Origin of the sequence: Senegalia massiliensis (genome assembly GCF_009911265.1) — a bacterium.
Taxonomy (GTDB): domain Bacteria; phylum Bacillota; class Clostridia; order Tissierellales; family SIT17; genus Anaeromonas; species Anaeromonas massiliensis_A.
The window spans coordinates 74,627-99,062 of sequence record NZ_QXXA01000016.1 but is presented as its reverse complement, the minus strand read 5'-3'; the positions used below and the strand labels follow the sequence as shown (position 1 = coordinate 99,062).

The 24,436-nt window shown below is 25.0% G+C and carries 28 protein-coding genes; 17 read left to right on the top strand and 11 right to left on the bottom strand.

Annotated features, from left to right (window positions below):
• Positions 1 to 368: 368 nt before the first annotated feature.
• The 4 genes from D3Z33_RS14055 (at position 369) to D3Z33_RS14040 (ending at position 2,050) form a co-directional block, all read left to right on the top strand.
• Entirely contained in the window at positions 369 to 626 is a 258-nt protein-coding gene (locus D3Z33_RS14055; RefSeq protein ID WP_160198406.1) for a hypothetical protein, read from the top strand.
• Positions 627 to 801: 175 nt separating this feature from the next.
• Complete coding sequence (locus D3Z33_RS14050) at positions 802 to 978, top strand: hypothetical protein (protein ID WP_160198405.1); 177 nt, start codon at positions 802 to 804, stop codon at positions 976 to 978.
• Positions 979 to 1,459: 481 nt separating this feature from the next.
• Positions 1,460 to 1,615: a hypothetical protein gene (locus tag D3Z33_RS14045; protein WP_160198404.1), complete on the top strand. Its 156-nt coding sequence runs from the start codon at positions 1,460 to 1,462 to the stop codon at positions 1,613 to 1,615.
• 84 nt (positions 1,616 to 1,699) lie between these two features.
• Positions 1,700 to 2,050, top strand: a complete 351-nt coding sequence (locus tag D3Z33_RS14040) for a hypothetical protein (protein ID WP_160198403.1) — start codon at positions 1,700 to 1,702, stop codon at positions 2,048 to 2,050.
• Positions 2,051 to 2,429: 379 nt separating this feature from the next.
• Here the strand turns inward: D3Z33_RS14040 and D3Z33_RS14035 are convergent, their stop codons facing one another.
• Positions 2,430 to 2,717 carry an ImmA/IrrE family metallo-endopeptidase gene (locus D3Z33_RS14035; protein WP_160198402.1) on the bottom strand — a complete coding sequence of 96 codons (288 nt, stop codon included), beginning with the start codon at positions 2,715 to 2,717 and terminating at the stop codon, positions 2,430 to 2,432.
• A 107-nt stretch (positions 2,718 to 2,824) separates the two neighbouring features.
• On the opposite strand from D3Z33_RS14035, the gene D3Z33_RS14030 reads away from it, so the two are divergent.
• The 12 genes from D3Z33_RS14030 to D3Z33_RS13975 all read left to right on the top strand — a co-directional run bounded on the left by D3Z33_RS14030 (position 2,825) and on the right by D3Z33_RS13975 (position 14,097).
• A complete protein-coding gene (locus D3Z33_RS14030) occupies positions 2,825 to 3,031 on the top strand; it encodes a zinc ribbon domain-containing protein (RefSeq protein ID WP_160198401.1) in 207 nt (68 codons plus the stop codon).
• Positions 3,032 to 3,214: 183 nt separating this feature from the next.
• The gene (locus tag D3Z33_RS14025) at positions 3,215 to 3,394 is read left to right on the top strand and encodes a hypothetical protein (RefSeq protein ID WP_160198400.1); all 180 of its coding nucleotides are present in this window, start codon (positions 3,215 to 3,217) and stop codon (positions 3,392 to 3,394) included.
• A 171-nt stretch (positions 3,395 to 3,565) separates the two neighbouring features.
• Complete coding sequence (locus D3Z33_RS14020) at positions 3,566 to 4,021, top strand: hypothetical protein (protein WP_160198399.1); 456 nt, start codon at positions 3,566 to 3,568, stop codon at positions 4,019 to 4,021.
• A 124-nt stretch (positions 4,022 to 4,145) separates the two neighbouring features.
• Positions 4,146 to 4,355: a hypothetical protein gene (locus D3Z33_RS14015; RefSeq protein ID WP_160198398.1), complete on the top strand. Its 210-nt coding sequence runs from the start codon at positions 4,146 to 4,148 to the stop codon at positions 4,353 to 4,355.
• 2 nt (positions 4,356 to 4,357) lie between these two features.
• A complete protein-coding gene (locus D3Z33_RS14010) occupies positions 4,358 to 4,642 on the top strand; it encodes a hypothetical protein (protein ID WP_160198397.1) in 285 nt (94 codons plus the stop codon).
• Between the two features lie 683 nt (positions 4,643 to 5,325).
• The gene (gene miaB / locus D3Z33_RS14005; RefSeq protein ID WP_160198396.1) at positions 5,326 to 6,660 is read left to right on the top strand and encodes a tRNA (N6-isopentenyl adenosine(37)-C2)-methylthiotransferase MiaB; all 1,335 of its coding nucleotides are present in this window, start codon (positions 5,326 to 5,328) and stop codon (positions 6,658 to 6,660) included.
• Positions 6,653 to 7,021, top strand: coding sequence for a YlbF family regulator (locus D3Z33_RS14000; RefSeq protein ID WP_160198395.1), 369 nt, complete (start codon positions 6,653 to 6,655; stop codon positions 7,019 to 7,021). Before miaB ends, D3Z33_RS14000 begins: the two co-directional genes overlap by 8 nt.
• A gap of 62 nt (positions 7,022 to 7,083) precedes the next feature.
• On the top strand, positions 7,084 to 9,714 hold the full coding sequence (mutS, locus tag D3Z33_RS13995) for a DNA mismatch repair protein MutS (RefSeq protein WP_160198394.1): 2,631 nt from the start codon (positions 7,084 to 7,086) through the stop codon (positions 9,712 to 9,714).
• Positions 9,715 to 9,726: 12 nt separating this feature from the next.
• Positions 9,727 to 11,550 carry a DNA mismatch repair endonuclease MutL gene (gene mutL / locus D3Z33_RS13990; protein WP_160198393.1) on the top strand — a complete coding sequence of 608 codons (1,824 nt, stop codon included), beginning with the start codon at positions 9,727 to 9,729 and terminating at the stop codon, positions 11,548 to 11,550.
• A gap of 15 nt (positions 11,551 to 11,565) precedes the next feature.
• Entirely contained in the window at positions 11,566 to 12,510 is a 945-nt protein-coding gene (gene miaA / locus D3Z33_RS13985) for a tRNA (adenosine(37)-N6)-dimethylallyltransferase MiaA (protein WP_160198392.1), read from the top strand.
• Entirely contained in the window at positions 12,510 to 12,737 is a 228-nt protein-coding gene (hfq, locus tag D3Z33_RS13980) for an RNA chaperone Hfq (RefSeq protein WP_278044697.1), read from the top strand. The genes miaA and hfq overlap by 1 nt, the downstream gene beginning before the upstream one ends.
• A gap of 73 nt (positions 12,738 to 12,810) precedes the next feature.
• Positions 12,811 to 14,097 (top strand): aminotransferase class I/II-fold pyridoxal phosphate-dependent enzyme, encoded by a 1,287-nt coding sequence (locus tag D3Z33_RS13975; RefSeq protein ID WP_201750541.1) that lies wholly within the window; start codon positions 12,811 to 12,813, stop codon positions 14,095 to 14,097.
• A gap of 20 nt (positions 14,098 to 14,117) precedes the next feature.
• Here the strand turns inward: D3Z33_RS13975 and lexA are convergent, their stop codons facing one another.
• A complete protein-coding gene (gene lexA, locus D3Z33_RS13970) occupies positions 14,118 to 14,738 on the bottom strand; it encodes a transcriptional repressor LexA (RefSeq protein ID WP_160198391.1) in 621 nt (206 codons plus the stop codon).
• 150 nt (positions 14,739 to 14,888) lie between these two features.
• On the opposite strand from lexA, the gene D3Z33_RS13965 reads away from it, so the two are divergent.
• Positions 14,889 to 15,188: a LysM peptidoglycan-binding domain-containing protein gene (locus tag D3Z33_RS13965; RefSeq protein ID WP_160198390.1), complete on the top strand. Its 300-nt coding sequence runs from the start codon at positions 14,889 to 14,891 to the stop codon at positions 15,186 to 15,188.
• On the opposite strand, the gene D3Z33_RS13960 is transcribed toward D3Z33_RS13965, so the two are convergent.
• From D3Z33_RS13960 to D3Z33_RS13920, 9 genes are all read right to left on the bottom strand, one after another.
• Positions 15,185 to 16,144, bottom strand: a complete 960-nt coding sequence (locus D3Z33_RS13960; RefSeq protein ID WP_160198389.1) for a tyrosine recombinase XerC — start codon at positions 16,142 to 16,144, stop codon at positions 15,185 to 15,187. The genes D3Z33_RS13965 and D3Z33_RS13960 overlap by 4 nt on opposite strands.
• A gap of 571 nt (positions 16,145 to 16,715) precedes the next feature.
• Complete coding sequence (locus D3Z33_RS13955; RefSeq protein WP_160198388.1) at positions 16,716 to 17,906, bottom strand: pyridoxal phosphate-dependent aminotransferase; 1,191 nt, start codon at positions 17,904 to 17,906, stop codon at positions 16,716 to 16,718.
• A 106-nt stretch (positions 17,907 to 18,012) separates the two neighbouring features.
• Positions 18,013 to 18,384 carry a PadR family transcriptional regulator gene (locus tag D3Z33_RS13950; protein WP_130807067.1) on the bottom strand — a complete coding sequence of 124 codons (372 nt, stop codon included), beginning with the start codon at positions 18,382 to 18,384 and terminating at the stop codon, positions 18,013 to 18,015.
• A gap of 13 nt (positions 18,385 to 18,397) precedes the next feature.
• Positions 18,398 to 19,219 carry a PHP domain-containing protein gene (locus D3Z33_RS13945; RefSeq protein WP_160198387.1) on the bottom strand — a complete coding sequence of 274 codons (822 nt, stop codon included), beginning with the start codon at positions 19,217 to 19,219 and terminating at the stop codon, positions 18,398 to 18,400.
• Between the two features lie 103 nt (positions 19,220 to 19,322).
• Positions 19,323 to 20,867, bottom strand: coding sequence for a ribonuclease Y (gene rny / locus D3Z33_RS13940; protein WP_160198411.1), 1,545 nt, complete (start codon positions 20,865 to 20,867; stop codon positions 19,323 to 19,325).
• A 158-nt stretch (positions 20,868 to 21,025) separates the two neighbouring features.
• Complete coding sequence (locus tag D3Z33_RS13935; protein WP_160198386.1) at positions 21,026 to 21,673, bottom strand: ATPase; 648 nt, start codon at positions 21,671 to 21,673, stop codon at positions 21,026 to 21,028.
• Between the two features lie 14 nt (positions 21,674 to 21,687).
• Entirely contained in the window at positions 21,688 to 21,945 is a 258-nt protein-coding gene (locus tag D3Z33_RS13930) for a hypothetical protein (protein WP_160198385.1), read from the bottom strand.
• A gap of 16 nt (positions 21,946 to 21,961) precedes the next feature.
• Entirely contained in the window at positions 21,962 to 23,404 is a 1,443-nt protein-coding gene (locus tag D3Z33_RS13925; RefSeq protein ID WP_160198384.1) for an AAA family ATPase, read from the bottom strand.
• Positions 23,405 to 24,394 (bottom strand): metallophosphoesterase family protein, encoded by a 990-nt coding sequence (locus D3Z33_RS13920; RefSeq protein ID WP_160198383.1) that lies wholly within the window; start codon positions 24,392 to 24,394, stop codon positions 23,405 to 23,407.
• Between the last annotated feature and the right edge of the window lie 42 nt (positions 24,395 to 24,436).

Sequence of the window (24,436 nt, the reverse complement as noted above, 5' to 3'; positions counted from 1 at the left end):
ATCTGCACTAATTTTTATGATGATTGCTTCTATTACTTATGGATTGATTATTTATAAGAAATTATAAATAGTATTTTTTATTCTCCAATACAAATATTTGAGTTTACTTAATATCCATTAAGATAAATCAACGCATTTTTAAAGTGATAGATTATTGTATATGACAAAATATATATAATAAATTAAATATAAAATCCTATAAAAAATTTTATACTTTTTTATAGGATTTTATAATGACGTAGTAGTAGAATTATGCGTCATAAACTCAATCTCTTGGAGGTGTATGAAATGGCCAGTTTATTTGATAAAGAGGAAAGAAGCCCATTATCAGTTCAGTATTAATATACACTATTTTTCTAATTTTACTTATGGCTTTAAATAATAATGCAAAAATAAAAAATATTCCTTACGCATATATAACTTTTAGAGTTATACATATAACTTTCAGCATCTATATAACATTAAAGGGCATAATGCTTATAAAAGGCACATTTAAAGAGCCACAAAAAAGAACGCTGCTAGAGATAATGCAGATTGTATTTATAGGTTTTTTATTGATTGTAATGTTATTTGTGACAATTGAAAATATAATTCATACAGCATCATATATTAATAAAATTTTTTAAGTTAATATAAATAATCTAGTTTAAAGAAAGTAAAATACATATTTAAATAAAGGATTTGGTAAATTTTTATAGAATTTTATAATGACATGGTAGTAGAATATCATGACTCAAGTTTGATGATTTTAGAAAGTTTATATTTAATAGAATTGAATTTGCATCTAGGAGGGTGAATTTTATGTTCAAGAAAGATACAATAAAGAGTTTTATAATTGGTTTTATAACTTATTTTGTATTATCAATTATTTTAGATTTATTTGGAGTAAATACTACAATTGTTAAAAGCATAATTGTCATTATTATATTAATAATTTATTTTATAATACAATCACAGAAGAAAAATAATAAGTCATGATTTTTATAAACTACGTAGTATGAAAACGTAAAATTGAGTTTACTTAATATTAAATATAACAAACTCATTTAAATCATAGTTAAGAAGTATTATATATAGTAAATTATAGGTATTAAATTAAATAGAAGTAAATTCAAAAGTAGAATTATTTATAATTAGATTATCTCAAAAGTGTATAGGAGATGCTAATTAATATGATTATTATAGAAAATATAAACTCTTTAAAAAACTCAATTCAAGATAGCATTTTTTAAAAATTAATTATAATGATTTTAGCATTAATATATCCTACAATATTTGCATTAGGTTTTAATGGTATTCTTAGTATGGAAATTTTGAATCTAATGTTATTAATGTGGATAGGATTTTATAGCTCTATTATTTTAATTTATTTTGTTGGTATAAGTTTAATACATATTAAAAATTAAGCTAAAAATACTTGTTATGATATATTTTATAAAATATATTAAGAGGTGTTTGTATGAAGAAAAATTATAAAAGAATTGGTATTCTAGGATTAGCATTTTCTATTTTAATTCAAGCTATGCCTATAGCTACTTATGCACAATCAAATAATGATGAGTTAATAAATATTGATTATGCTTATAATGAAATACAGTCACTTAGTCCTAAATAACTTAGTGAATTTAAATAAGATTTTAATAAATCTTTAGACGAAGATAGAATTTAATAAGTTTTTTAAAAATTCAGGAGGGGGATTATGGAAAATAGTCAAATGAAATATAATTTAATTATATTAATTATAGTATTTGGTAGTATTTTGCTATCGCAATTTATATTTAATTTAGAGGGTAGTTTTACATTATTGTTTTTAATTTACTTTATAAATGTTGTTTTAATACCTAAATGGATAAAAGATAAAGAAATAAAACTTAATAAAAAAATAATTGAAATTAAAATTATTTTTTTATTAAGTAATCTAATAATTTTTCATAACTATGATTTTAAAGATATAAAAAATTATCTTCTATGGTTTTTTATTATACTTATAGTTAGTGTTATATTAGATATTATCTATAAATCAATAATAAATCAAAAAAAATATAATTAGTTAAAAATATGTTTTTATATCAACTTACACAATTAAAATATATTATTTTTTAATCTGATATCTAATATTTTAATAAAGGATTAGAAGAAAGAAGATTGTCAGGAGATAAAGAAAAGAAGGAATTAAGAAAATTTATTAAATAAGATATTAAGAATGGAGTGAATAATATGAAATATGTTAATGATTATAAAAAAATTTTATAAAATATATAAATTTTCTTCCCATAGTAGGATTTTTTAGTAGTTTAACTCTTTTAATTTTCTTTTTTTTGATAATTGGTGTAAAAGAAACTGAAAGATTAAGAGCTTTACTATATTGCTTGCTTCCTTTTTTTGTTTTTACTATTATACCTATTAAACTTATAATAAAAAAAATCTACCTATAATGAAGATAGACTTTCTTCTGTTACATATAAAGAACTTGCAATTTGTTCTATTGTAGAGCCTATACTATCTATTTCAATTTGAAGGAGCCTAAGAGCAAAATAGTCTGCTTGTTTTTCCAATTTTCCTTTATTAATTAAATCCTTATTATATGCAGCTTGATATGTTTTAGTATGTAATAGTGCATGTACAAGTTCATGTGCTAAAATAAGCTTTTCATATTGATATTCTAGATCATCTCTTGCAAAAACTATCTCTTCATCAAAATAATTTCTTTGATACATTGCTTCACTTATTTGTACTTTTTTATTTGGTCACCTCATAATCTTTATTTTTGTGATAAATATGATACAATTATAATGAGTATAAAGTTATTAAAGGAGTGATTAATATGGATAATGAGGGTTGCATTAAATGTGGTAGTAAAAATGCTGCAACTAAAGAAATATCAACTACTGGATCTGGTCTTTCAAAAATGTTTGACCTACAAAACAATAAGTTTTTAGTAGTATATTGTAAAGAATGTGGATATTCAGAGCTATATAATAGAGAAACCTCTACTGCTTCAAATTTATTAGACCTGTTTTTTGGAGGATAATTTGACCTGTGTCTAATATATAGACATAAGTCAATGAGAAATAAAGAGACTTGTTAATACATATAGATCTAAGTTTTTCTTAATAAGAATTGAGCGAGGATTAAACAAAATCTTATTATTAAAGTAAGTGTTTCCAAAGGTTGAAAGCCTTAGAATACTAGATATTTAAGGGAGTTATTATTAATGGATTATTACGATATTCAATCTGCTATAGCCATATTTGGTATGATAATAGCATTTGCATATTTAGGTATATATACTTATGAGAAATCTTATAATAAGCAAGTGAAATTTAACTATAGAAAAATTTTTATTATAGTAGTTATAATTTTTTTTATTATCATAGGATTAATCAAAAAATAACTATAAAGAGGAGATTGGAAATTATGATTTCTAAATGAAAAATTATAGGAGTAATTATAAGTTCTACTTTACTTATTATTTACTTGTATTTAGGTATATTTCAGTCAGACATTAGCATAATTATAAAGCTATTACCTTCTCTAATAATTGTTAATGAAAAGGGTGGGAAATATGTTTATGGAACAGATAGACATTATGATTCTTCTGTTTTTTAGTGTATTAATAATATTTAATGTTAAAGAAATAGGAAGTTTAATTATCCCAACAAAGAAACGAAAAATAGAGATTGTTTCTGTAGTAGCTGTAGCATTAATAATATTAATTATTACTTTTTGGTACGGTAAAATTTGGAGTCACTATTTAGTTGGTATTCTCTTAATAGTTGAAATAATTTCAGTATGGATTAAAAGAGGAATTACTAAAAAAGGTTTTAATTCTACACTAGGTTTATCAAGATTTCATAACTGGAACAAGATAAATTATGTAGAAGTCTATCCTAGTAATAATGACAATGTAAGAGTATCATTTTTAAATACTTATTCGAGAAAAGATTCTTATTATTTTAAAAAAGAAGATTGTGATAAAATCATTAATGTTTTATCAGAGAATTTACCTTTTGGGTCATGATTAAGAAATATCACATATGGTAAATCATAGATATTTAATTAAAGGAAATTTAATACTTTATATAGAAGTTTATAATGACGTGTTAGTAGAAAAATACGACACACAATTCAAGGGGGAACTTAACATGAGTAATTATATATTAACGACTTTGAATGAAGAATACGCTAAAGAAATCTGTTGTTGGAAATATGATGGAGAGTATTCTATTTATAATCTTTCAGATTGGAATGTAGTAGTTGAAAATGGTTGGGATTTAGCAATAAAAGAGAGACGAGAATCTAATTTTATTGCAATACTATTGGCTAATCAATTAATTGCCCATGGTGGTATATAGGAATGTATAAACTTCCTGACTGGCTTGTTATTATATTGGCAATAATTTATGCATTGATACTTGGACTTTTATATAATAATTATGGCCATACAGAAATTTTTATGCGTATAGAACCTATAGTGATGTCAATACTTTCACTTTCATTAATTTGGATTATAGTTAAAGATTTGAAGAATAGTGTAAAAAAAGAAAATGAAACTCATAAGTTAGTGTTTAACTATATACTTCTAATTGTTCCTATATTATATTTACTGTCCATATTGGGAGAGTATCTAAATTTATTTTAATTTAATAATATTATGATTTGATTTTTAAACTTATAATATCTAATTTGTCTTAATATACATTATAAGAAACTAATAAAAAACTATATAACTATTGATATTAAAAGCATAGAGTTTAAAAGTTACTCTATGCTTTTTCATTATCTTTCTTTTGATTTGTCATAATTTTATTTATATCAATATTATGACAAATAACTTTTAAGTTAATTTCTAGTGGTATATAGTTTCACAACACAGAATATACGTTCGTTAGTTAAGATAAAAAAATATTGCTAAGCTTTAACTTAACTAATTTTAATGGAACATTTTCAGCTGCAGCTATTTGTTCTAATGTAAAAGTAGGATAGCTTTCACTTAAACTATCATTTAATAGTAATTCTGTAGTAAACTTATCAGCATCTATTGATTGTAAGAGAGGACTAGTAGCACCTTTTTTGAATATGCACAGGTACTACATTTTACAGATAAAATCCAAAATCATAGAAATGCAATATGGGAAGATAACGGAAAGATAGTTGTATTTTGTTGGTATGAAGATAGATTAATAAAATAAGTTTATAATAATTTTAGAAAAATGTTAATGGTAATCAGTAAAAAAGGCAGTGGCTAAAAGTTGCTAACTACTGCTTTTTTTATTGATTATTGTTATGATATAATATAGAATGAAAAAGTAAGGAGGAAATATCATGAATAATACTAATCAAAAAAAGTATCTTGTAGTAACTTGGGGATGTCAGATGAATGAACATGACTCAGAAAAAATAGAAGGAATTTTGGAATCATTAGGATATATTTCAACTTCTGATAAAGAAGAAGCTGATTTAATAATATATAATACGTGTTTAGTAAGAGAAAATGCAGAATTAAAAGTATATGGTAATTTAGGAGAATTAAAAAGAATAAAAAGAGAAAATCCAAATCTAATAATTGCCGTATGTGGATGTATGATGCAGAAAGAAGATGTGAGAAAAGTTATAAAAGAAAAGTACTCTCATGTTGATATAATATTTGGAACACATAATATTCATAAATTACCAGAGTTAATAGAGGATCATGATCAAAAAATGAATATGTTAGTAGATGTTTGGAATGATAGTAAAGAAATAATAGAAGATTTACCTACTAAAAGAAAATATGATTTTAAAGCTTTTATTAATATTATGTATGGTTGTAATAATTTTTGTACTTATTGTATAGTTCCTTATACTAGAGGGCGAGAAAAAAGTAGAGAACCAAAAGATATATTAAAAGAAGCTAAAAGATTAAGTGAACAAGGATATAAGGAGATAACCTTATTAGGCCAAAATGTTAACTCATATGGTAAAAATTTAGAAGAAAAAGTAAGCTTTGCAGAACTACTATATATGCTTAATGATGTTGAGGGGATAGAAAGAATAAGGTTTATGACTTCTCATCCTAAGGATTTATCTGAAGATCTTATTGATGAGATGACAAATTGTGATAAGGTTTGTAATCATCTTCACTTACCATTTCAATCAGGTAGTGATAGGATATTAAAAAAGATGAATAGAAAATATACAAAAAGACAATATTTAACTTTAGTAGATAAAATAAGAAAAGCTATTCCTGATATAGCAATTACCACAGATATTATTGTTGGTTTTCCAGGAGAAACAGAAGAAGATTTTGAAGATACAATAGAAGTAGTTAAACATTCAAAGTTTGATTCAGCTTTTACATTTTTATATTCAATTAGAGAAGGTACTCCTGCAGCTAAAGATAAAGACCAAATACCTGATGATATAAAACATACAAGATTTAATAGATTATTAGAAGTTTTAAAAGAAATAAGCTTAGAAAGAAATAAAAACTTAATAGGAAAAGAAGTTAAAGTACTCGTAGAAGAAATTAGTAAAAATGATTCTACCAAATTATCTGGTAGAACTGATACTAATAAATTAATTCACTTTGAAGGTAATGAAAGCTTAATCGGAAGTATAGTAAATGTAAAGGTTAATACTGCAAAAACTTGGACACTAGAAGGTGAAATTATTGAGTAATTCTACATTAGATATTGCAAGGGAATTAGGAAAAACAATCCAAGATTCTGAAGAATATATAGAGTATATTAAATCACAAGAAGAATACTATAATGATAGCAATACTATGAAATTAAAATCTAAATTAGATGAAAAAACAAAGTTATATAATAAATTATTAGTAGAGGGACAAAAAACAGATATAAAAAATATTAGCTTAGAAATTAAGGAATTAAATAAAAAACTTTTAAAGGAAAAAAAATATACAAATTACATTAAATGCAAATCTAAAGTTGAAAAAACAATAAAAAACGTTGATAATATATTAGAGTATTATACGGGTATAAGTAATAGCAAAGGATGTAATGGTTGTAAAAAATGATAAAATAAATAGACTAAGTACATCTTAGTCTATTTATTTTAGTTTTACTAGGAGGGAATTATGTGTCAAAGTTAACACCTATGATGGAACAATATATGAAAATTAAAAATAAAAATAAAGACTCCATATTATTTTTCCGACTAGGAGATTTTTATGAAATGTTTTTTGATGATGCTCTGATAGCATCAAAAGAACTTGAAATAACATTAACTGGAAGAGAATGTGGTCAAAAAGAAAAAGCTCCTATGTGTGGAGTTCCATTTCATTCTGCTGATGGTTATATATCCAAATTAGTAGATAAAGGATATAAAGTTGCTATTTGTGAGCAGATAGAGAACCCAAACGAAGCAAAAGGTATAGTTAAAAGGGACGTTGTTAGGATAATATCTAGAGGTACTGTAACAGATACTAAAATGTTAGATGAGAAAAATAACAACTATTTGTCAAGTATATTCATGGATCAAAATGGAGTTGGTATTTCTTATGCAGATATAACTACTGGAGAGTTTTATACTACTCAAAAAGTTACCAATAATTCTAAAGAGGGTTTTAAAGCTTTGATAGATGAGCTGGCAAAAATAAAACCAAAAGAAATAATTGCAAATAAATATATATTTGAAAATAAAATATCTGATGAAATAGAAAAGAAGATAGATATTGTTATTGATAAAACTGATGATTGGTTATTTAATATTGAAGAAAATAAAAAGATAATAAAAAGACATTTTAACATTTTAAATTTAGAAGGTTTTGGGATATCAAATGATAATTACTCAATAAAAAGCGTTGGTTCTTTATTAAGTTATTTAAATGAAACTCAGAAAAATTCTTTAAGTCATATTAATAATATATATAAGTATAATATAGAAAATTTTATGTTGATAGATATAAATACAAGAAAAAATTTAGAAATTACTGAAACTATAAGAGATAAGACTAAAAAAGGATCCTTGCTTTGGATTTTAGATAAAACATCTACTGCTATGGGAGCAAGAATGTTAAGAAAATGGTTAGAAGAACCTTTGTTAAATATAGACTTAATACAAAAACGTTTAAATGCAATAGAAAATTTGTATGAAGATATCATATTAATGGATGAGATAAAACAAAAATTAAATAAAGTCTATGATATTGAAAGACTTATTGGGAAAATAGTTTATGGAAGTTGTAACGCTAGGGATTTAATAGCTCTTAAAAATTCTATTAAAATATTGCCTGATATAAAAGAGTTGCTAATTAATTCAAAGTCTGAGTTTTTAAAACAACTTGCTCGTGATATTGATTTATTAGAAGATGTACATGCACTTATTCATGAAGCTATTGTAGAAGATCCTCCTATACAAACTCGTGAAGGTGGAATAATTAAAAAGAATTATGATGAAAAATTAGATGAGTTACTTAATGCTTCAATTGAAGGTAAAAATTGGTTAAATAAGCTTGAAGCTAATGAAAAGAATAGAACAGGAATAAAAAGCTTGAAAATAGGTTTTAATAAAGTTTTTGGTTACTATATTGAAGTAAGAAAATCTAATATAAAATTAGTACCAGACAATTATATAAGAAAGCAAACTTTATCTAATTCGGAAAGATATATTACACCTGAATTAAAAGAAATGGAATCAAAAATCCTTGGAGCTGAAGAGAAAAGTGTAATATTAGAGTATAATATATTTGTTGAAATAAGAGATAAATTGAAAGCTAAGATTGAAAGAATGCAGTCTACTGCTAAAATAATTGCTACAATTGATTGCTTAAATTCATTGTCTCTAGTTTCTTATAAAAATAATTATATTAAACCTAAAATAAATTCAGAAAAGATTATTAATATTAAAAAAGGAAGACATCCTGTAGTTGAAAAGGTATTAAAGAATGAAATGTTTATTCCAAATGATACTTTTTTAGATAATGAAGACAATAGATTAAATATCATTACTGGACCTAATATGGCTGGTAAATCTACTTATATGAGGCAAGTAGCTATTATAACTTTGATGGCACAAATCGGAAGCTTTGTTCCTGCTGAATATGCAGATATTTGTTTGGTAGATAGAATATTTACTAGAGTTGGAGCTAGTGATGATTTATCACAAGGACAAAGTACTTTTATGGTTGAAATGAATGAAGTTGCAAATATTTTAAATAATAGTTCTAAAAACAGTTTAATAATATTAGATGAAATAGGCCGAGGAACAAGTACTTACGATGGACTTAGTATTGCGTGGGCTGTTATTGAATATATAAGTGATAAAAGCAAGATTGGAGCTAAAACTCTTTTCTCTACCCATTATCATGAATTGACTGAATTAGAGGGAAAAATAGAGGGTATAAAAAATTATAAAATAACAGTTAAAGAAGCTGGTGAAGATATTATTTTTTTAAGAAAAGTAGTAAGAGGAGAAGCCGATAAAAGTTACGGAATAGAAGTAGCAAATTTAGCAGGTGTTCCTTCAGAAGTAACTTCTAGAGCAAAAAATATATTAAGAGATTTAGAAGAAAATGATATAAATTATAGTAATAATATTTCTTCAAATGGAGATATAAAAGAAAATAAATCTGAAAGTCAAATTGATATATTTAAGATGAAAGAAAATGAAATAATAGAATTGATAAAGAGTATAGATTTAATTAATTTAACTCCTTTGGAATCGATGAATTTATTAAATGAACTAATCGATAAAACTAAAGAAATTTAGGTGGTTTATACTGTGAAAAAGATTAATGTTTTAGATGATAATACAATAAATAAAATAGCAGCAGGAGAGGTCATTGAAAGACCTTCTTCTATAGTGAAAGAATTAATAGAAAATTCCATAGATGCTAATGCTAGAAATATAACTATTGAAATAAAAGATGGTGGTAAAAATTACATTAGAATTACAGATGATGGAGATGGCATATATAAAGATGATATACAATTAGCTTTTTTAAGACATTCTACAAGCAAAATATCTAAATCAGAAGATTTATTAAAGGTACATTCTTTAGGATTTAGAGGTGAAGCTCTCGCAAGTATTTCTTCAATTTCTATGGTTGAATTAATAAGTAAAACTATTGATGAAGAAACTGGCATAATGGTAGAAATACATGGAGGTATACTTCAGCAGGAAAGTGAGGTTGGTTCTCCTAAGGGAACTACTATTATAGTTAGGAATATATTTTATAATACTCCTGTAAGAAAAAAATTCTTGAGATCTGATTCTGCTGAATCTGCTAATATAACAAATATAATTAATAAGCTAGCATTATCTAATACAGATATATCCTTTAATTATATAAAAGATAATAAAAATATGATTAAAACACCTGGCAATGGAGATTTGAAATCCACGATTTTTAGTATATATGGAAAAGAACATACTGAATCTTTAATTTCAATAAACTATTCAAGTGACTTATTTTCTATAAATGGTTACATATCTAAACCATTATTTAATAGAGGTAATAGAAATTATGAATTATTTTTTGTTAACGGGAGATATGTAAATAGCAAACTATTATCTAAAGCTATAGAAGAGGCGTATAAAACTTTAATTACTATTAATAGATATCCTGTTGTATATTTATATATAAAAGTTGATCCTAAGAATATTGATGTGAATGTTCATCCGTCTAAAGTTGAAATAAGATTTAATGATGATTTAAAATTAATTCCTAAGGTTACTGATATAGTGAAAAACAGACTTTTTGAATTTAATTTAGTTCCAAATATTACTTTAGAGAATAAAAACAAACAAAAAACTGAAGAAATTATTGATATTTTAGATGATAAACCTAAAAATACTGAAATAAACAAGAACAATTATAATAAACCTTTATTAAAAAAAGAGTACGAAGTTGAAGATATTGAACAAATAAATTTTGTTAAAGAAGATAAAATAGAAACGTTGGATAAATCTTCAGTAAGAGAAAATAAAAAGTCAATACAAGATAATGATTCTTCCAGAGTTTTTCCAGAACTAAATATTATAGGTAGAGTTTTTAATACTTATATAATTGGAGAAGATAGTATTAGTAATACTATGTATATGATAGATCAACATGCTGCTCATGAGAGGATAATGTATGAAAAGTTTAGATTACAATATGAAAAAGAGAGTGTTGTTATTCAACCATTGATTGTACCAAGAACAATTAATTTGAGTCACTATGACTATGAATTGATATTAAATAATATAGAACTTTTCAATGAATTAGGATTTGATATTGAAGATTTTGGGAGAAATAGTATCTCTATAAGGGGAGTTCCAATGTTATTTGGTCTTCCAGACAATAATAATTTATTTATGGATATATTAGATAATTTAAATGAAAATATAAGCAATAAATATGATTTGAGAGCAGAAAAGATAATCAAAATGTCTTGTACAAATGCTATAAAAGCAGGAGATTCTATGGGGCATATTGAGATAAAAAGTTTAATGAATGATTTGAAAAAATGTGAAAACCCTTTTACTTGTCCTCATGGAAGACCTATTACTATTAAAATAACTAAATATGAAATTGAAAAAATGTTTAAAAGAATACAGTGATTTAAGGAGGATTTAATGAAGAGAGATTTAATACTTTTAATTGGCCCTACAGCTTCTGGAAAAACTTCAGTATCTATTAAATTAGCTAAAAAAATAAATGCAGAAATAATATCAGCAGATTCTATGCAAATATATAAATATATGAATATTGGTACTGCTAAAATTAATAAATGTGAAATGGATTTAATTAATCATTACATGATAGATGAGGTATATCCTGATGAAGAATATAGTGTATCTGATTTTAAGGATAATGCTTATTCTTATATTGATGATATTTATAGTAAAAATAAGCTACCTCTTGTGGTTGGAGGTACTGGTTTGTATATAAATTCATTAGTATATGATTTAGATTTTACAAATGCCATTTCAAATCAAGAGCTAAGAGATAAATATTATGCTTTAGCTGATAAATATGGAAATAAATATATTCATAATCTACTTAAAGAAGTAGATGAAAAATCATATAATAGGATTCACGAAAATGATGCTAAAAGAATTGTTAGAGCTCTTGAAATTTATTATGAAACAGGTAAACCTATGAGTGAAGGGTATAATAACTTTAGAAAACCTAATCCTGATTTCAATTTAATAATTTTAGGATTATATATGGATAGAGAAAAACTTTATAAAAGAATAAATTTAAGAGTTGATATGATGATAAAAGAAGGACTTGTAGATGAAGTCAAAGATTTATTAGATAAAGGATATGAAAAATCTTTAGTATCTATGCAGGGATTAGGGTATAAAGAAATTATAGGTTATCTCGAAGGAAGTTATAGCTTAGAAAAAGCTATAGAGCTATTAAAAAGAGATACCAGAAGATTTGCAAAAAGACAACTTACTTGGTTTAGAAGGGATGATAGAATTATATGGTTTAATAAGGGGGATTTTGAAAAGGAAGAAGATTTAGTCGAAAAAATGACTTCTATAATAAATGATAAATTAGGGGGTGAATAATAATGAAAAGCAATATTAATTTACAGGATATATTTTTAAATAAGTTGAGAAGAGCAGAAATTCCTGTTACTATATATTTAATGAATGGCTTTCAGTTGAAAGGATTAGTAAGAGGTTTTGATAATTATACTATTTCATTAGAAAATGAAGGGAATCAAAATATGATTTACAAGCATGCAATATCTACTATGATTCCTGCCAAAAATATAGATTTAACAGAAAAATAATTTTAAGGACAAAAAGTTTTCTTGTAAATAGAGAATACTTTTTGTCCTTAAAAAACGAAAGAAGGAAAAATAATTGAATAACTTGACAATAAAATTATTATGTAAACAAAAAGGCATTGATGATAAATTGATTAAAAAAATTACGGAAGCAGAAGAGAAACTAAAAGATAGATTTCAAGAGATTGAGAATAATAGTGAATATAATCAAATTAAGGTATTAGATGCAATGAGAGAAGAAAGATTAGATTCAACAAATTTTAATTGGACTACTGGTTATGGTTATGGTGATATGGGGAGAGATAAGGTAGAATCTATTTATAAGAGAGTATTCTCTACAGAAGATGCTTTAGTTAGACCTACTATAGTTTCAGGGACTCATGCTCTATATTTAACATTATCAGCATTATTATCATCAGGAGATGAATTAATTTCGGCGGCAGGTAGCCCTTATGACACTTTATTAAAGGTCATTGGAGTGAAGGGAAGTGAACCTGGAACATTGTTAGAAGGAGGGATTAAGTATAAAGAAGTTAAATTAAAGCCAGACAATACAATAGATACATCATCTTTAATTAATAGTATAACATCTAATACTAAAGTTATATTAATTCAAAGATCTACTGGATATAGCTTTAGAAGGGCATTATCTATAGAAGAAATAAGGGAAGTAATAAAAAAAATAAAACTAGTTAGAGAAGATATTATTTGCATGATAGATAACTGTTATGGTGAATTTGTGGATGTATATGAACCAACAGATGTTGGGGCAGATATAATGGCAGGATCTTTAATTAAAAATCCTGGTGGTGGATTGGCATTGACTGGTGGTTATATAGTAGGTAAAAAAAATCTAGTTCAAAGAATTTCCAATAGACTTACAGCTCCTGGAATTGGTAAGGATTGTGGTCTTACTTTTGGGACTACAAGAAGTACTTTACAAGGGTTATTTTTAGCACCTATGATTGTAAAAGAATCTTTAAAAAGCGCATTGCTTTTTGCACAAGTTTTTAAAGATTTAGGGTATGAAATAACACCTAAAGTAGAAGATAATAGGGGAGATATAATACAAGCTATAAAAATGAAAAGTAAAGAAAAAGTTATTGAATTTTGCAAATCTATTCAATCTTCTTCGCCTGTTGACTCTTATGTAAGTCCAGAGCCATGGGATATGCCTGGTTATGATGATCCAGTAATTATGGCATCTGGAGCTTTTATAGAAGGTTCTTCAATAGAATTAAGTGCAGATGCTCCTATAAGGGAACCTTACATAGTTTATTTCCAAGGGGGTTTAAATTATTATCATAGCAAATATGCATTGATTGAAATTTTATCTAAATTTCATAATAAAAAATTTTTATAGTAAAAAAGGCCTTAGGGCCTTTAATCTATTGTTCTAAATACACCTTTTATTTTTCCTAAAATTTTAATATCAGTTACTATAATTGGTTCCATAGAGGCATTTTCTGGTTGAAGTCTTATATGATCTTTTTCTACAAAATATCTTTTGACAGTAGCTTCATCGTCTATTAATGCAACTATCATCTCTCCATTTTCAGCAGTGTTCTGTTGTTTAACTAAAACATAATCGCCGTCTAAAATACCTGCATCTTTCATACTTTCACCACTTACAGAAAGCATAAAAACAGTATCATTGTTTACAATATCAACAGGTAAAGGAAAGGTATCTTCAATGTTTTCTGTTGCTAATATTGGTAAACCAGCAGTAACTTTTCCTATAATGGGAACCTCTGCAATTTCTTTTCTACTAAAAATATTTTCATTATTGCTGTCTAAAATTTCAATTGCTCTAGGTTTTGTAGCATCTCTTCTTATATATCCCTTTTTTTCTAATCTAGATAAATGTCCATGTACAGTTGATGTTGATTTTAATCCTACCGCTTTACATATTTCCCTAACTGAAGGGGGATAACCCTTTTGTAAAATTTCTTTTTTTATAAATTTAAGTATATTACTTTGCTTTGATGTTAACTCTTCATACATATCTCGCACCTCACAATGACAATTTTAATTTATTATATCATATAAAAATAAATTTATCAAACATTCGTTCGATTTTTCGTTGACAAGGAACGTGCGTTCTGCTATACTTAAATTAAGGAACTAACGTTCGAGTTTGAGGAGGTTGAAAAAATGTATAATAAAAGATTGGTAATAGTAAATAAGTTTAGATTTGTAACATTTTTATTAGTATTAATTTTATTATTTGCTTTATTATTAAATAACTTATTAAGTGTAGTAGTTGCTAGTAATACAGATTCTGAATACAAACAAATACATGTAAAAGAAGGGGACACTATATGGTGTATAGCTAAATCGAATAACCCTGAAGGTGATGATGTAAGGGAAGTGGTTTATAAAATAAAAAAAATAAATAATATAAGTAATGAATGGATAGAAGCTGGAGATATTCTAAAAATACCAAGAAATTAATTTTTCTTGGTATTTTTAGATAAAGGATTACTTTTTACAGCTTGTCTTAGTTTTTCATCGTCTAAGTGAGTATATATTTGTGTAGTTGAAACACTAGAGTGACCAAGTATTTGTTGTAAAGCTCTTATATCCACATTTCCATGTTTATACATAAGAGTAGCTGCAGTATGTCTTAGTTTATGAGTTGAAAGTTTATCAGGATCTAAACCTGCGTTGTTTAAATGTTTTTTTACTAAGTGTTGTACAGCTCTAACACTTAACCTGTTTTTTCTTTTACTTAAAAATAAAGCTTTTTTATCTTTAATGTTTTTTGTAGGTCTTATTTCTAAATACTTTTTTATTGCTTCTAAAGTACTTTCATTTAAATATATGGTTCTTTCTTTATCGCCTTTTCCTATAACCGTAAGAGTATCATCTTTTATTCTATCAATATCAATACTAACTAATTCAGATAGTCTAAGACCACAATTTAAGAATATCATTATTATTGCATAATCTCTAACTTTGAATTCGCCTTGAATACTATTTATTAGTGTAAGGGATTCATCTAGAGTAAGGTATGATGGGTGTCTTTTTGTTAATTTTGGTGTTTCTAAGTTAAGGGTAGGGTTTGTATCTATTAACTCTACTATATTATGTAAATATTTAAAAAAAGATCTTATGCTAGCAACTTTTCTAGCTCGTGTATTTGTTGAATTATCTCTATTTTTATTTATAAAAGAAAGAAAGGCAAATAAATCTTGTAAATTTATTTTTTTTATTATATCTATATCTAAATCTTCAATTTCTATATCGTTAAACGGAACATCTTTGTTAACTAATCTATATCTTTTTTTTATAAATCTTAAAAATGTCCTTAAGTCATAATAATATTCTTTAATTGTATTTTGTGATTTTCCTTTGATTGTATCTAAATAGTTTAAGAAATCTTCTAATATAATTGGTATGTCATCCATTTTTAAACCTCCTCAATCAATTATACATTTTTCAGTTCATTTTTTCAACCTAATGTCACAAAATGATAATTTTGTGACATTAGAATATAGATTAATATAGTATTTATGGTCTATTTTTTTATTTTTTAGTATGAATTTTCATTATAATAATTTCATGTCGATATTCTGCTCTTAATGTATATAATTCAACATAAAATTATATACCTCCATAATTCGAGCTTTTATATTCTCTTTTAAAGAATATAAATAAGTTCTACATACAATTACATAGTTAGACATTTAAATTAGCTTATATGTTCTTATAATGCTTTTAACATATTTATTTTAATACTTTTTTATAAATCATCCAATTCTAATTATTAATATATTTTTATTTTAAACTAGATGGTGCTTTTATATATTAATTAAACCATTATAAATTATTCTATATCTTGCATAAAACTTTATTATTTCTCCGTTGATACCTTTATAACCTCATTCCGATATTTTAAATTATAACAAAATAAAAACAAGTTTACATAATTTAATTATGTAAACTTGTTTTTATTTTTATATTATTTTTTTACTAATATTATTTTATATATTCTTCTATTCTATTTAGACCTTCTTTTATATTATCAAGAGAAGTTGCATAAGATAGTCTTATATAATCATCATTTCCAAAAGCCAAGCCAGGAACTACTGCTACATGAGCCTCATCTAATAACATATTTGCTAATTGTATAGAACTATCTATATTCTTACCTTTTATTGTTTTTCCTTTTAATTTAGATATGTTTGCCATTACATAAAAAGCACCTTTTGGACTTTTGCAACTTAGATATTTAATTGAATTAATTTTTTCAACCATATAATTTCTTCTTTCAGTAAAATGTTTCTTCATTTCATGTATAGCTTTTTCATCTCCTCTTAAAGCTTCTATACTTGCATATTGACTCATAGAAGGAGGATTTGAAGTTGAATGACTTTGTAAATTACTCATTAATTTGATAATATCTTTATGAGCTGCTGCGTATCCAATTCTCCAACCAGTCATAGCATAAGCCTTAGACATACCATTTATAACAATCGTTTGTTTTTTTATGTCTTCATTTAATTGAGCTATACTTATATGAGTGTTATTATCATAAACTAACTTTTCATATATTTCATCAGAAATTATAAATATATTATTTTCAATTGCCCATTTCGAAATTTTTTCTAATTCATCCTTAGAATAAATTGTACCTGTAGGATTGCTTGGACTATTTAAGATCAGTGCTTTTGTTTTATTTGTTAATGCATTATTTAAAATATCTATATCATATTTAAAATCATTTTCTTCTGGAGTATTTACTTCTACAGGTATTCCATCTGCTAATTTTACTAGTTCAGGATAACTTACCCAATAAGGAATAGGAATTATAACTTCATCACCTGGATTTAGTATAGATGAAAGAGCATTAAAAAGTGAATGTTTAGCTCCGTCAGATATTATTATATTTTCAGCACTATAACTTAAATTGTTATCTCTTTTAAGTTTATAGCATATAGCATCTTTAAGTTCCTTTAATCCTGATGCTGCAGTATAACCCGTTTTCCCTTCTTTTATTGCTTCTATCCCAGCTTTTCTAATATTTTCTGGAGTTTTAAAATCTGGTTCTCCTGCTCCGAAGCCAATCACATCAATACCTTCTGATTTCATTTGTTTTGCTTTTGCTGTTATTTCCAATGTAACTGATGGTGAAATACTAGATATTTTTTCTGATAATTTTAAATTCATTATAACCCTCCATGTTAATTTTATTATAATAATTAATGTTTCTACATATAAAAGATTCTATTATTATTTTAAAAATCCTTTTTTTATATTTAATAATTAATAAAACTTAACTTTCATTATAAATATCGCTTAATGCTGACTCTATAATTGTCAAAGAATCTATCAAACTATCCTTATATAATAATTTTATTTTATTATAGTGTTTATAACCTTCATCAGTCAATTTGTAATGTCTTATTGAACGTTTATCAGGTTCTTCCCACCATCCACTTATTTGATTTTTCTCTTCTAAATCTCTTAAAAGTGGATAAATCATTCCTGGAGAAGGTTCCCAATTGTTTTTTAAACGTCTTTTAATTTCATCTATTATTTCATTTCCATAATAACTTTTTTCATTAAGTAAATGAAGTATATATAACTTGACAAATTGTGTAGTACTTAACTTAGAAGGAAATTGTCTATTTCTTGTTTTTGTCATTTTTAAAATCTCCTTAATAATTGTATTTACTTAATATTTCTTTAATATCATTTATATCTATATAACTACTACCAATAATAATGTTATCATCATTATCAAGGTGATGGAAATCAGAGCCACCTGTAATGAATAAATTATAGTTATCAGCAATTTTTAAATACATTTTAGAATCACTTTTTGTTTGTTTTGAATGATATACTTCTATACCATCTATATTAAAATCATCTAATAATTCTTTTACAGGAATTTTTAATAATATAGGATGTGCCAAAACTGCTATACCATTACACTCATGAATAATATCTATTGCATCTTTTAGACTTAGTTTATATCTCTCTATAAAAGCTTTTTTGTTTTTACCAATATATTTATCAAAGGCTTCTGATATATGATTTATATAACCTTTTTTAATCATAACCCTTGCAATGTGAGGTCTCCCAATGTTCTTTCCTTGAGATTCTTTAACTACTTCATCTATAGTAATATTAATATTTAAATCATTTAATTTATCTACTATTTTCTTTGCTCTTTCAAACCTATGTTGTTTTATTTTATTTGTTAAATCTACTAGTTTATCATATTTATAATTAATAAAATAGCCTAATAAATGAATTTCTTTATCTTTATATATAGTACTGAATTCTATTCCTGGAATAACTTTAATATTAGTATAAAATTTACTTCTTTCAATTGCTTCATCTATACCTGTTATTGTATCATGATCAGTTATAGCTATTACATTAATATCATTTTTTATAGCCTCATCAACTACTTGACTTGGTGTTAATTTGCCATCTGATTTAGTAGTATGAATATGTAAGTCTGCTTTTTTCATATTACTCCTCCATTATATACTATTATAATATAGTATTATACCCTTATAGTATACAGCTTATCATAATAAATATAATAAAAAAAGAAGGGAAAACCCCTTCTTTTTATTTAGCATAATCTATTGCTCTTGATTCTCTTATTACATTTACTTTAATTTGTCCTGGATAGTCTAATTCACTTTCAACTCTCTTTACTATATCACGAGCTATATGAACTATATCTAAATCACTAACTAAGTTAGAATCTACAATTATTCTTACTTCTCTACCAGCTTGAATGGCAAATGATTTTTCTACACCCTCAAATGAGTTTGATATTTCTTCTAGTTTTTCTAACCTTTTTATATAAGATTCTAAAGTTTCTCTTCTAGCTCCAGGTCTAGCAGCAGATATAGCATCAGCAGCTTGAATTAATATTGCTTCTACACTAGATGCTTCTACATCATCATGATGTGCCTCAACAGCATGAATAACATCTTTGTTTTCCTTAAATCTTTTAAGGATGTCTACTCCTATAGCTACATGCGGTCCTTCTACCTCATGATCAACAGCTTTTCCAATATCATGGAGTAATCCTGCTCTTTTAGCAACTCTTACATCTGCTCCAATTTCCGCAGCCATTATACCGGCTAAGTGAGATACTTCTATAGAATGTTTTAAGACGTTTTGACCATAACTTGTTCTATATTTAAGTCTACCTAGTAACCTAAGTATTTCAGGATGAAGACCATGTATTCCAGTATCAAAAGTAGCTTGTTCGCCTACCTCTTTAATATGATTGTCAACTTCTTTTTTTGCTTTTTCAACCATTTCTTCTATTCTAGCAGGATGTATTCTACCATCTGATATTAATTTTTCTAATGCTATTCTAGCAATTTCTCTTCTTATAGGGTCAAAACCTGATAGTATTACAGCTTCTGGCGTATCATCTATTATAAGATCTATTCCAGTAAGCGTTTCTAAGGTTCTTATATTTCGCCCTTCTCTTCCTATAATTCTACCTTTCATATCATCATTAGGTAAGGTTACTACAGAAACTGTTGTTTCAGCTACATGATCTGCAGCACATTTTTGAATTGCATACGATAAAATCTCTCTGGATTTTTTTTCTGCTTCTTGTTTAGCTTTATTTTCAATATCTTTTATCATTATTGCTGCTTCGTGATTTATTTCTTTTCTAATATCACTTAATAGTAGTTCTTTAGCTTGCTCAGATGTCAAACCTGATAATCGTTCTAATTCAGATATTTGTTTTTCATGAATTTGATTAATTTCTTTTTCTTTTTGTTCTACATTTTTTAATTTTCTATTAAAGTATTCTTCTTTCTTTTCTAATGAATCACTTTTTTTATCTAAAATTTCTTCTTTATTAACTAATCTTTTTTCATGTCTCTGAATTTCATTTCTTCTTTCTCTATTATCCTTTTCTATTTCACTTCTCATTCTATGAACTTCTTCTTTTGCTTCAATAAGATATTCTTTTTTAGCTGTTTCAGCTGTTTTTAAACCTTCTTCAATTATTTTCTTTGCTTCTTCTTCAGCAGTTCTAATTTTTCCTTCAGCAATTACTTTTCGTATATATATACCAATAAAAACACCAATAATAAGTGTAATAATAGCTATAATTACTGGGATTATCCCTTCTAAAATTGGAAGCACCTCCTTTTCCTATTAATTTTTCAAGTTTCGTTACAATTTCATTAAATAATATCAAAAAATAATGTATAATTTAATATCGCCCGACTTTATTTTATTATTTTTTCATATATATGTCAAGTTGATAAAAATTAATTGAAAATAATTCTCAATTAATTTTCTACTTTTTCTACAACACTTGTTATCCCATTTAACTCTACTCTATAGGCTAAATCAGCTATAGATGCTAAATGATTATTATGAGTTACCATTATTATTTGTCTATTAAACATTTCAGATATTTGCTTTAAGAATTCTGAAACATTAAAAATAAATTCTTCGCTAACATGTTTTGCAGGCTCATCTAATATTAAAGGCCCAAATACTTTAGGATTATGAATTTGTAAAAAAGAGATTCTTAAAGCGAGAGAAATTATATCTATTATCCCACCACCTCTTGAATCTTCTGGTTTCGTTTTTATGGTTTCTACTCCATTTGTTATAACATAAAATTCTGCATTAGGTTTACCATAAGCTTCATTAATTTCTATTTTAAATTCCATATTTTCGTCAAAGATATACTGTAAACAATTAGTTACTAAATTTTCTATTTGATATTTAGATTGTTCACGAGCATATTCACTAGTTCTTTGTAGCAATATATTAGTTTTTTCTAATACATCTATATCATTATCTAGTGTACTTATTTTAGTTGTTTTATCTAGTATTTCTTGTTCTATTGCATCTTTTTTTCCTTTTTCAGAAGAATAGATATCTCTTAATTTTTTTATATTATTATCAAGCTCTATCATAGATAACATAGTATCATTCCTTATTATTTTAAATTTGAATTTAAAATATCTTTTGGTAAAAGTTCATTAGCTTTTTTAAAAAGATTATTTATTTCTTGTTCTAAGTTTTGAATTTCATTGTCTAGTTCATCAGGATTTACATCTAGTTCTTTAAGTTCTGATATTAATTCTTCTTGTTGTTTATTCAAATTTTCAAGTCTAGCTTCAGCTTTATATTTTAAATTTTTTGCTCTTTCTAAGTCATTTTTTAATTCAGATAGTTTCTTTTCATTATTTTCCATTTATATCGGCTCCTTGTTAAGATAAATTTTCAATTATTTTATTTAAATCTTCATTTGTAATTGAACTAAAACAAAGTGGACATTTTTCAATGTGTTTGAGTAAAGTTTTATATTTATCCAATAATATATTTATTTTATGTGTTTCATTTTTGATTTCTAAACTAGCATTTCTTTTTTCTATACTTAACTTATTTATTTTTTTTGAGATAGTTTGCATATATGAAAATTCTTTTTGTTTTTCATATATTTTTTCATATATACTATTTACTAATTCTATATCATTAAATTTATTAGTATACTTTTCTCCTTTATTAATACTATTAACTACTTTATTATATGATGTTTTTAAATTATTTAATAATGTTAAACTATTATTTATTAATTTAATTTCTTCACATAAACTAAATAAATAATCTATATCTTGAAATTTTATTATTAAAACTTGTGATTTGTTTATATTATCTACTAATAAGTTATATTTTCTATTTAAGTTTAGTAATTTATTATACTTAATTATTTTCATATCTAAACTATTCAATAAGTCCATAGATATATTTATATGCTGTAAATTGTCTAAAATAGATTTATTTTTAAATATATCCATATTAATATTTTTATGCTTTTCTTTTAATTTGGAAAGAATTTTAAAATTAAAAAAATATTTATTGAGTTCATTTAATAAATTGTCTAATTTATCTAAATTATTTAAATTGGACAATATACTTTTATATTTAGTTATTAATTCATTGTATTTTTTGTATTTATCATTTATATCTTTTAACTTGTCTAATAAATTTTGCTTATACTGAATTATATCCTTTAAAGTTTCTAATTTAATTAAATTACTTTCTAACTCATCTAAATAAGAATATTCATTTAGTTTTTGTTCTAATATTTCTATATCCTCTTTTAAAGATTTACGTTTTATAGTTAAATTTCTAGCATCTTTCATAGTGTTTTTTACTGCTTTATCTACTACATGAACTCCTACTAATCTTCCAATAGCATTTGCTCTTGTAGAGTTTTTTTCAGATATTAGAAAGGGTCCTTCTAATTGTTCTCCTATATTTATAGCATTTGATTCTTTATCATTTAAATATATCTTCTTTATATTTATTTTTTCTTTTATGTCAATAGGTACACTATGTCCAAAACCTTCATAAACTTCCCGATTATTTTCAGAATCTATATATACATATATATTTTTAGTATCTGATCTAAGACGTTTAATTTTTTCACCAGTATTAAATGTTAATGTTACAGATGCTTCTTTTTCCTTATGTCTTATAAAAAAAGTTCCAAGAGGCTCATTATATAGTGCCCATTTTATAGATCTTATTATTGCAGTTTTACCTTGGTCTGATGGACCTACTATTACATTCAAACCATTTTCAAGATTAATATTGGTATTTTTATGGGATTGAAAATTATTTATTTCTATATTAGTTATATATTTCATTTAATCATCTTCTCCACTTAGTTCTATTTGAGCATATTCAATTCTTTTTATTGCTTCTTTTTTTATGTTTTCATCAATATTTTCTGTGTTCATTAGATTATCTAATATATGGTTTATATTTAATTTATCAAAATCTTGAGAAGAATCTATTGATTGTTTAAATTGTACTATCTTTTCACTTCTAAAAATATTTTTCTCAACAATACTTCTATCTAATACATCTTCACCCTTTTGAGCTGTTTCTAAATAATAAAAATCTAAATTTATAGTTTTATTATTTAGATCAATTATAACTGCTCTAGGCATTCTATCTATTTCTTTTAAGCTATTAGTTATCCTTACAAGACTTCCTGGATTGATAAAGTATTTATTATCATACTCCTTTATTCCAAACCCGGAATGATAATGAGCACATAAAGTGATATCTGCTTTGGTATGTATAATATCATCAATTAATGTATGAGGAACTCCTTTAATAAAAGGTTTATCTAATAGCATTCCATGAGTTAAATGTATTGCAAAATCTACAGACTCATTTCTTTTATCTAATAAATACATAGATTTATCATCACTTGAATCTATCCCATATTTATATGGACTACCAGTAATTTGAACTTTAAGGTTATTTTTTTCAATAACTATGCTATCATTTTCATTTATAAGATTTAGAATTCCTATGCCATCAAACAAGCCTAACATAGTCCTATTTATAGTGTTTGGATTATGACCATATATATCATGGTTACCTGCGATGGAATATATTGGAATCTTTATTTTATTTAATATCATTGCAAACTTTCTTACAATAGAAGGAGATATATCTGGTCTATCAAATAAATCACCACCATGTAAAACATAATCTATGTCGTTATCTTCAATGACCTTTACTAATTCATTAAATTTATTTTCTAATGTATCTAAAAAGTTATCTTTTCTATTTTTAGGTGTAGTACCTCTTATATGGGTATCAGTAAAATATAAAATTTTCAAATAATCACCTCAATTCATTATTTTTATTATAACATATCATTA

Excerpts from the sequence above, each read along its gene's own strand:
- D3Z33_RS14055 (WP_160198406.1), top strand. The coding sequence starts at position 369 with ATGGCTTTAAATAATAATGCAAAAATAAAAAATATTCCTTACGCATAT.
- D3Z33_RS14050 (WP_160198405.1), top strand. The coding sequence starts at position 802 with ATGTTCAAGAAAGATACAATAAAGAGTTTTATAATTGGTTTTATAACT.
- D3Z33_RS14045 (WP_160198404.1), top strand. The coding sequence starts at position 1,460 with ATGAAGAAAAATTATAAAAGAATTGGTATTCTAGGATTAGCATTTTCT.
- D3Z33_RS14040 (WP_160198403.1), top strand. The coding sequence starts at position 1,700 with ATGGAAAATAGTCAAATGAAATATAATTTAATTATATTAATTATAGTA.
- D3Z33_RS14035 (WP_160198402.1), bottom strand. The coding sequence starts at position 2,717 with ATGTATCAAAGAAATTATTTTGATGAAGAGATAGTTTTTGCAAGAGAT.
- D3Z33_RS14030 (WP_160198401.1), top strand. The coding sequence starts at position 2,825 with ATGGATAATGAGGGTTGCATTAAATGTGGTAGTAAAAATGCTGCAACT.
- D3Z33_RS14025 (WP_160198400.1), top strand. The coding sequence starts at position 3,215 with ATGGATTATTACGATATTCAATCTGCTATAGCCATATTTGGTATGATA.
- D3Z33_RS14020 (WP_160198399.1), top strand. The coding sequence starts at position 3,566 with ATGTTTATGGAACAGATAGACATTATGATTCTTCTGTTTTTTAGTGTA.
- D3Z33_RS14015 (WP_160198398.1), top strand. The coding sequence starts at position 4,146 with ATGAGTAATTATATATTAACGACTTTGAATGAAGAATACGCTAAAGAA.
- D3Z33_RS14010 (WP_160198397.1), top strand. The coding sequence starts at position 4,358 with ATGTATAAACTTCCTGACTGGCTTGTTATTATATTGGCAATAATTTAT.
- miaB (WP_160198396.1), top strand. The coding sequence starts at position 5,326 with ATGAATAATACTAATCAAAAAAAGTATCTTGTAGTAACTTGGGGATGT.
- miaA (WP_160198392.1), top strand. The coding sequence starts at position 11,566 with ATGAAGAGAGATTTAATACTTTTAATTGGCCCTACAGCTTCTGGAAAA.
- lexA (WP_160198391.1), bottom strand. The coding sequence starts at position 14,738 with ATGTATGAAGAGTTAACATCAAAGCAAAGTAATATACTTAAATTTATA.
- D3Z33_RS13965 (WP_160198390.1), top strand. The coding sequence starts at position 14,889 with ATGTATAATAAAAGATTGGTAATAGTAAATAAGTTTAGATTTGTAACA.
- D3Z33_RS13960 (WP_160198389.1), bottom strand. The coding sequence starts at position 16,144 with ATGGATGACATACCAATTATATTAGAAGATTTCTTAAACTATTTAGAT.
- D3Z33_RS13955 (WP_160198388.1), bottom strand. The coding sequence starts at position 17,906 with ATGAATTTAAAATTATCAGAAAAAATATCTAGTATTTCACCATCAGTT.
- D3Z33_RS13950 (WP_130807067.1), bottom strand. The coding sequence starts at position 18,384 with ATGACAAAAACAAGAAATAGACAATTTCCTTCTAAGTTAAGTACTACA.
- D3Z33_RS13945 (WP_160198387.1), bottom strand. The coding sequence starts at position 19,219 with ATGAAAAAAGCAGACTTACATATTCATACTACTAAATCAGATGGCAAA.
- D3Z33_RS13935 (WP_160198386.1), bottom strand. The coding sequence starts at position 21,673 with ATGTTATCTATGATAGAGCTTGATAATAATATAAAAAAATTAAGAGAT.
- D3Z33_RS13930 (WP_160198385.1), bottom strand. The coding sequence starts at position 21,945 with ATGGAAAATAATGAAAAGAAACTATCTGAATTAAAAAATGACTTAGAA.
- D3Z33_RS13925 (WP_160198384.1), bottom strand. The coding sequence starts at position 23,404 with ATGAAATATATAACTAATATAGAAATAAATAATTTTCAATCCCATAAA.